Source organism: Gordonibacter pamelaeae 7-10-1-b (assembly GCF_000210055.1).
Lineage (GTDB): Bacteria > Actinomycetota > Coriobacteriia > Coriobacteriales > Eggerthellaceae > Gordonibacter > Gordonibacter pamelaeae.
The window spans coordinates 3,330,759-3,336,969 of sequence record NC_021021.1 but is presented as its reverse complement, the minus strand read 5'-3'; the positions used below and the strand labels follow the sequence as shown (position 1 = coordinate 3,336,969).

At 64.6% G+C, this 6,211-nt stretch carries 6 protein-coding genes; 2 read left to right on the top strand and 4 right to left on the bottom strand.

Annotated elements, in window-relative coordinates; all coding sequences use genetic code 11:
• On the top strand, window positions 1-255 hold a 255-nt coding region (locus GPA_RS15310), incomplete at its 5' end, for a response regulator transcription factor (RefSeq protein WP_041239766.1).
• 240 nt (window positions 256-495) lie between these two features.
• Window positions 496-2,343: an APC family permease gene (locus GPA_RS15305; protein WP_015540428.1), complete on the top strand. Its 1,848-nt coding sequence runs from the start codon at window positions 496-498 to the stop codon at window positions 2,341-2,343.
• Between the two features lie 139 nt (window positions 2,344-2,482).
• Here GPA_RS15305 and GPA_RS15300 read toward each other — a convergent pair whose 3' ends face one another.
• The 4 genes from GPA_RS15300 to GPA_RS15285 form a co-directional block, all read right to left on the bottom strand.
• On the bottom strand, window positions 2,483-3,775 hold the full coding sequence (locus GPA_RS15300) for a dihydroorotase (protein WP_041239765.1): 1,293 nt from the start codon (window positions 3,773-3,775) through the stop codon (window positions 2,483-2,485).
• Window positions 3,759-4,703, bottom strand: a complete 945-nt coding sequence (locus GPA_RS15295; RefSeq protein WP_015540427.1) for an aspartate carbamoyltransferase catalytic subunit — start codon at window positions 4,701-4,703, stop codon at window positions 3,759-3,761. The genes GPA_RS15300 and GPA_RS15295 overlap by 17 nt, the downstream gene beginning before the upstream one ends.
• Before the next feature lie 3 nt (window positions 4,704-4,706).
• The gene (gene pyrR / locus GPA_RS15290) at window positions 4,707-5,294 is read right to left on the bottom strand and encodes a bifunctional pyr operon transcriptional regulator/uracil phosphoribosyltransferase PyrR (RefSeq protein ID WP_015540426.1); all 588 of its coding nucleotides are present in this window, start codon (window positions 5,292-5,294) and stop codon (window positions 4,707-4,709) included.
• A 346-nt stretch (window positions 5,295-5,640) separates the two neighbouring features.
• The coding region (locus GPA_RS15285; protein ID WP_231847675.1) for a hypothetical protein at window positions 5,641-6,211 on the bottom strand (571 nt) is incomplete at its 5' end.

The following is a 6,211-nucleotide window of genomic DNA, read 5'->3' as shown; positions in this document are numbered from 1 at the left end:
AACCTGGATGCCCTGTTCGAGCAGGAGGCCCGCGCGCTCCAGGCGTCCTTCGACCTGACAAGCCGCGAGACGGACGTGGCGGCGCTGCTCCTGGCCGGGCGCAGCCGCCCCTACATCCGCGACGAGCTCACCGTGTCCATCAACACGGTGAGCTCGCACGTGCGCAGCATCTTCTCCAAGTGCGGCGTGCACTCGCAGCAGGAGCTCATCGACCTCGCGCGCAAGGGCTCCGGGGCGGGCGGCGAGGAGGCGTAGAATGCCGTTCTGGGTTGAGCGCCTTGGCCTTTGCACCCGGAACACTTGTCGGACCCTTCGCCCGACAAGGGAAAATTGCGATTAAAAGACCGTAGACTTGGTTTTCAGTGCGTCAACCGCTTTTCTCTTGACCTTCCGAATAAGGAGGAGTAAACCCTTCATTGATTCCGATATGGGAGCATCCGCTCTTGATTCGACATCGCCAGCGCCGAGTTGAGAAGCCTTTCAACAGGGACGAAGATGAACGCTAACGCGCTGAAGTACCGCCTGATAGGCAAGCCGCTACGAAGCTCCGAGCTCCAGGCCCAGAGATACGGAGTTTTATGGGGTCTGCCCGTCTTGTCAAGCGATGCCATCTCCTCTGTCGCCTACGCCACCGAGGAAATTCTTCTTGTGCTCGTGCCCGTGCTGGGCATGGCGGCCTATACACCCATGCTCGGTGTGGCAGGGGTTATCATCGGGCTCCTGTTCATGCTCATACTCTGCTACCGACAGGTCATCGACGCCTACCCGCAAGGGGGAGGCGCCTACAGCGTTGCCCGGGAGAACCTCGGGCGCATCCCCTCCCTTATTGCCGCATCGGGGCTGATCATAGGCTACATGCTGACCATCGCCGTAAGCTCGTGCTCAGGGGCCGCCGCCATAGTCTCGGCCATCCCGCAGGTCGAACCCCTCAGGGTGCCCCTGATCGTCCTGTTTATCTTGCTTCTCACCGTGGGGAACCTGCGGGGATTGCGCGAATCGTCCAAAGCGTTCGGCCTGCCGACCTACTTCTTCGTGGCGTCGATGCTCGCGATGATCGCCATTGGCGCGGTCAAGGCCGCGCTCGGCCAGGTCGAGCCCGCCGAGCAGGCAGCCCAGCTCTCTCAAACAACCGGAGATCTAACCCTCTTCTTGTTCCTGCACGCCTTCTCATCAGGATGCTCCGCACTGACCGGCGTGGAAGCCATCAGCAACAGCGTGCCGAACTTCTCCGACCCCTCGCGCCGCAACGCAAAGGTGACCCTCGTCGCGCTCGGCCTGATAGTCCTGTGCATTTTCGGGGGCTCGTGCGCCCTCGCGATGCTCTACCACGCCGCGCCTGCCGACAACCTGACCGTGATAGCCCAGATTGCAGCGGGGGTATTTGGCAGCGACAGTATTGGCTTCTATCTTATCCAAACAACCACCGCGCTCATCCTCCTGCTTGCCGCCAACACCGCCTATAACGGATTGCCCCAGCTCATGTCACTCTTGGCACAGGATAGCTTCCTCCCCAAGCGCTTCGCGGACAAAGGATCCCGCCTCGTTTACTCACACGGCATCGTGTTCGCCTCGACGTTCGCCATCGTGCTCGTTGTCGCCTTCAACGGCGACACCCACCTGCTCATACCCCTGTACGCAGCAGGCGTTTTCCTCTCGTTCACCCTTGCGCAAGGAGGCATGGTAATTCACTGGCGACGCAAGCGCTGTAGATCGTGGATGCGCAAGGCGCTCATCAACGGTGCAGGCGCCGCGGTAACTGCCCTCGTATTCGCGATCATCGTGTCATCGAACTTCTTGGCCGGCGCCTGGATATCCTTGCTTGCTATAGGCTGCGCTGCGTGGGCAATGAACGCAATCTTCCACCACTATCAAAACGTGAAGAAAGCGCTCGGCCTCAACGACAACGAAAGAGCTAAGCGGTTGCTCTTAGCCGAGGCTCCGAAGGCACGCATCATCATACCCGCCTACGCCATCAACAAGCCGTTCATAAAGACCCTCAACTACGCGCGCGGGCTGAGCGACAACATCGAGGTCTACCATGTAAAAGTGAGCGCCCAGGCTACAAGGCGGTTCAAAGCCGACTATCAGAAACTGGAGATCTCCATTCCCCTGGTTATAGAGAAGGCACCCTACCGTAACGTGAACGAAGTGCTCCTCGACCACATCGACGAGAAGTTGGGCGAGCTGGAAAAACACGAGACCCTTACCATCGTGATACCCCAGCTCGTGACGAAAATATGGCAGATGCCCCTGCACAACCAGACGACGCTCATGCTTGAATCAGCCCTGGTAGGACGCCGAAATGTCGCCATGGTCACCATTCCCTACCTGATAGACAGCTAACCGAACCGCCCATCCCCAACCGGCACCCAATCCGCGAGAAGCACCTGGTGCGAAACCATAATGAAGCGGGGAGTTGGGCGATCGCCCAACTCCCCGCTCGCAGTGCAGACAGGCAGCGCATAGTTGCGCGCGCACGCGCCTACTCGACGATGGCGCCGTCCTCGAGGGTGGCGTAGCCGGCCACGTAGACGTCGGTGGCGCGGCCGGTGAGCTCGGCGCCGATGAAGCCCGAGTTCGTCGCCTTCGAGAGGAAGCCGTCGGCCTCCACCGTCCAGGCAGCCTCCGGGTCGACGACCGTGAGGTCGGCCACGGCGCCCGGCTCGAGAGCCACGCGCTCGACGCGCAGGATGGCGCGCGGGCGCACGGCCATGAGCTCCACGGCGCGCTCCCAGGTGATCTTGCCGGGCGCCACCAGGTTGGTGATGACGAGCGCGAGCGCCGTCTCCAAGCCGGTCATGCCGAAGGGCGCCAGCTCGAACTCGCAGTTCTTCTCGTACTCGGTGTGCGGCGCATGGTCGGTGACGATGGCGTCCACCGCGCCGTCCACGACGCCCTCGATAAGCGCGGCGGCGTCCTCGGCCGTGCGCAGCGGCGGGTTCACCTTGAGGAAGGTGTTGTAGTCGTCGCCGATGGCGTCCTCGGTGAGGAACAGGTGGTGCGGCGTGACCTCGCAGGTGACGGGCAGGCCCTCGGCCTTCGCGGCGCGCACGAGCTCCAGGCCGCGCGCGGTGGAGAGGTGCTGGACGTGCAGCGGGCAGCCGGTGAGGCGGCAGATGGCGATGTCGCGGGCGATCTGGATCTCCTCGCCCTCGGCCGGCCAGCCGAGCATCCCCAGGCGCGTGGATGCGACGCCCTCGTTCACCTGGCCGGCGCCCACGAGGTCCTCGTCCTGGCAGTGGCTCATCACCACGCGGTCGAACTGGGCGGCGTAGTCCATGACGCGGCGCATCATGCCCGCGCCCTGCACGCCGCGGCCGTCGTCGGTGAAGGCGACGGCGCCGTGGGCCACCATGTCGCCCATCTCGGAGAGGGTCTCGCCCGCCAGGCCCTGCGAGCAGGAGCCGGCCACGTGCACGCGGCACTTGTCGACCGCCGCCGCGCGGGACTTCACGTACTCCACCCCGACGGCGCTGTCGATGATGGGCTTCGTGTTGGGCATGCAGCACACCGCCGTGAAGCCGCCGTGGGCCGCGGCGCGCGTGCCGGAGGCGATGTCTTCCTTCTGCTCGTAGCCGGGCTCGCGCAGGTGCACGTGCATGTCCACGAGGCCGGGCACGACGATCTTGCCCGCCAGGTCGCGCTCGACGCCCTTCTCCATGGTCAGGTTCTGGCCGATCTCGACGATCTTCCCGTCGCGCACGAGGATGTCGGCCGTTTCGTTCAGACCGACCTGCGGGTCGATCACGTGGGCGTTCTTAAGCAGTAAGGCCATCTTCGCTCCCTCCCAAAAGAAGATACATTTCCGCCATGCGCGTGAGGATGCCGGCGTAGACTTGATCGAGAATGACCGAGCGCTTCGGGTGGTCGGCCATGTAGCTGTCGAGCTCCACGCCGCGGTTGATGGGACCGGGGTGGCAGATGAGGGCGTCGGGCTTCATGAGGGGCTCGCGCTCCTTCGTGAGGCCGTAGAGCATATTGTACTCGCGCAAGCTCGGGTACGGCGCGCCCTCGAGGCGCTCGCGCTGGATGCGCAGCATGTACACCACGTCGAGCTCGGGCAGCGCCTCGTCGAGCTTCGTGGTCACGTGGTCCGCGCCGAGGACGTCGGGGCGCGCCGGCAGGAGCGTGGGCGGTGCGATGACCGTGACCTCGCAGCCCATGATCTTGAGCGCGGGGATGAGCGAGCCGCACACGCGGGAGTGGCCGATGTCGCCCACGACGCCCACCTTGAGGCCCGCGAGGTCGCCCTTGACCTCCCAGATGGAGTACAGGTCGAGCAGCGCCTGCGTGGGGTGCTGGTGCTTGCCGTCGCCCGCGTCGATGACGTGCGCGCCGGAGACGTCGGCGATCTTGCGCGGCACGCCGGCGTGCTTGTCGCGGACGATGATCATGTCGATCTTGTAGGCGCAGAGCGTCTCCACCGTGTCCACCAGGCTCTCGCCCTTCACCGTGGAGGTGGAGCTGCCGCCGAAGTTCAGGCTGTTGGCGGAGAGGCGCTTCTCGGCGATCTCGAACGAGGAGCGCGTGCGCGTGGACGGCTCGTTGAACATGTTGACCACGGTGACGCCCTTCAAGGTGGGCACCTGCTTGATGCGGCGCTCGTTGACCTCCTTGAAGCGGACGGCGGTCTCCAGGACGGTCATGATGTCGTCGGCGGAGTACTCCGTGATATCGATCAGGTGCTTGTGGTTGAAGGCCATGCCCTATTCACCTCCCAGCGGCGCCGAGCCCGCGCGGGAACCCGGTGCGATTTCCAGAATCTCGACCTCGGACTTGCCGTCCGTCTCCTCCAGGAAGAGGCGCACGTTCTCGCCGGAGGCCGACGGCACGTTCTTGCCCACGAAGTCGGCGCGGATGGGCAGCTCGCGGTGCCCGCGGTCCACCAGCACGGCCAGCTGCACCGTCCGGGGGCGGCCGATGTCCATGAGCGCGTCGAGCGCGGCGCGGATGGTGCGGCCGGTGTACAGCACGTCGTCCACGAGCACGACGTCCTTGCCGTCGAGGTCGAAGAAGATGTCGGTGGAGTGCACCTCGGGGGCGAAGTGCGTCGCGAAGTCGTCGCGGTAGAAGCTGATGTCGAGCTTGCCGAGCGGCACCTTCGTGCCCTCGATGGCCTCGATCTTCTCGGCCAGGCGCTTGGCGAGCAGATCGCCCCGCGTCACGATGCCGACGAGCGCAATGTTGCCCGCGCCCTTGTTCGCCTCGAGGATCTGATGCGCTATGCGCGTCAACGACCGCTCGATCTCGTCCGCATCCATGCAGACGGTCTTGACCGTGCCTGTTTCGGTCATGCACCCACCCCTTCCGTTCGGGATGGTACAGGCGACCCTGTCCCGCCTTGCCGGCTCGCGCCTTCGCGCTCCCCCGCCTCGCGGGCGTCCGTCGCCGGGCATGAAAAAAGCCTCCGCGACAGACAAAGGCTCACATCGTGCGCGCGCTCTTGTTCAGGTGAGCGCTTGCTGGGTGTTACCTTGTCGGTCTCTCTGTACCGCTTTTAAAGGACTGGGGGCAGTATAGGCGGTTTGAAACAGTTTGGTAACCCCTTTTATGCAGAAATCGGGAAAAGGGTGCCTCTTTCCCGAAAGAACGGCGCAGCCGCCTGCATGGTGCAGGCGGCTGCGATCGCTTGGCTGCGCGCTACGCGTCAAGCTTCCTGCGCAGGGCGACGGCGACGCCGCCTGCAGCGGCCAGCAGCAAAACGGAGCCCGCGGCGACGGCCCCGGTGGCAAGGCCGGTCTTGGGCGACTTCGCGCCCGTGTCGATGCCGGAGGCGGCATCCGGGGCCGGCTCGTCGAAGCCGCCCTCGGAAGGCACGATCGCCACGAGGAAGTCGGCGTTGTAGGTATTGTCGCCCGTCTGGTCGCCCAGGTTGAAGATCTCGGACGTGAAGTTGAAGGGCGCATCCTTGGAGGGCCTCGTCACCTCGAACGTCTTGGCGACGCCCGCGGTGCCGCTGTCCGGCTTCACGTGCACCTCGATCTTGGCGCAATCGGCGAACTCGCCCGAGGGGGTAACGGCGAAAGCGATCTTCTTGGTCGCCTGCTTGGCTACGACCCGGTACGTGTCCTGCTCGCTTAGCGAATCGTCGATCGATTCGGTGACCCAGGCGATGCCGAAGTCCGACGCAGTCGTCTCGCCGTGCAGCTCGGACCTGTTCGCGGAGGCGCTCATCTGCCGAGGCTCGATCGGCTTGTCCGCCGTCCCCGCG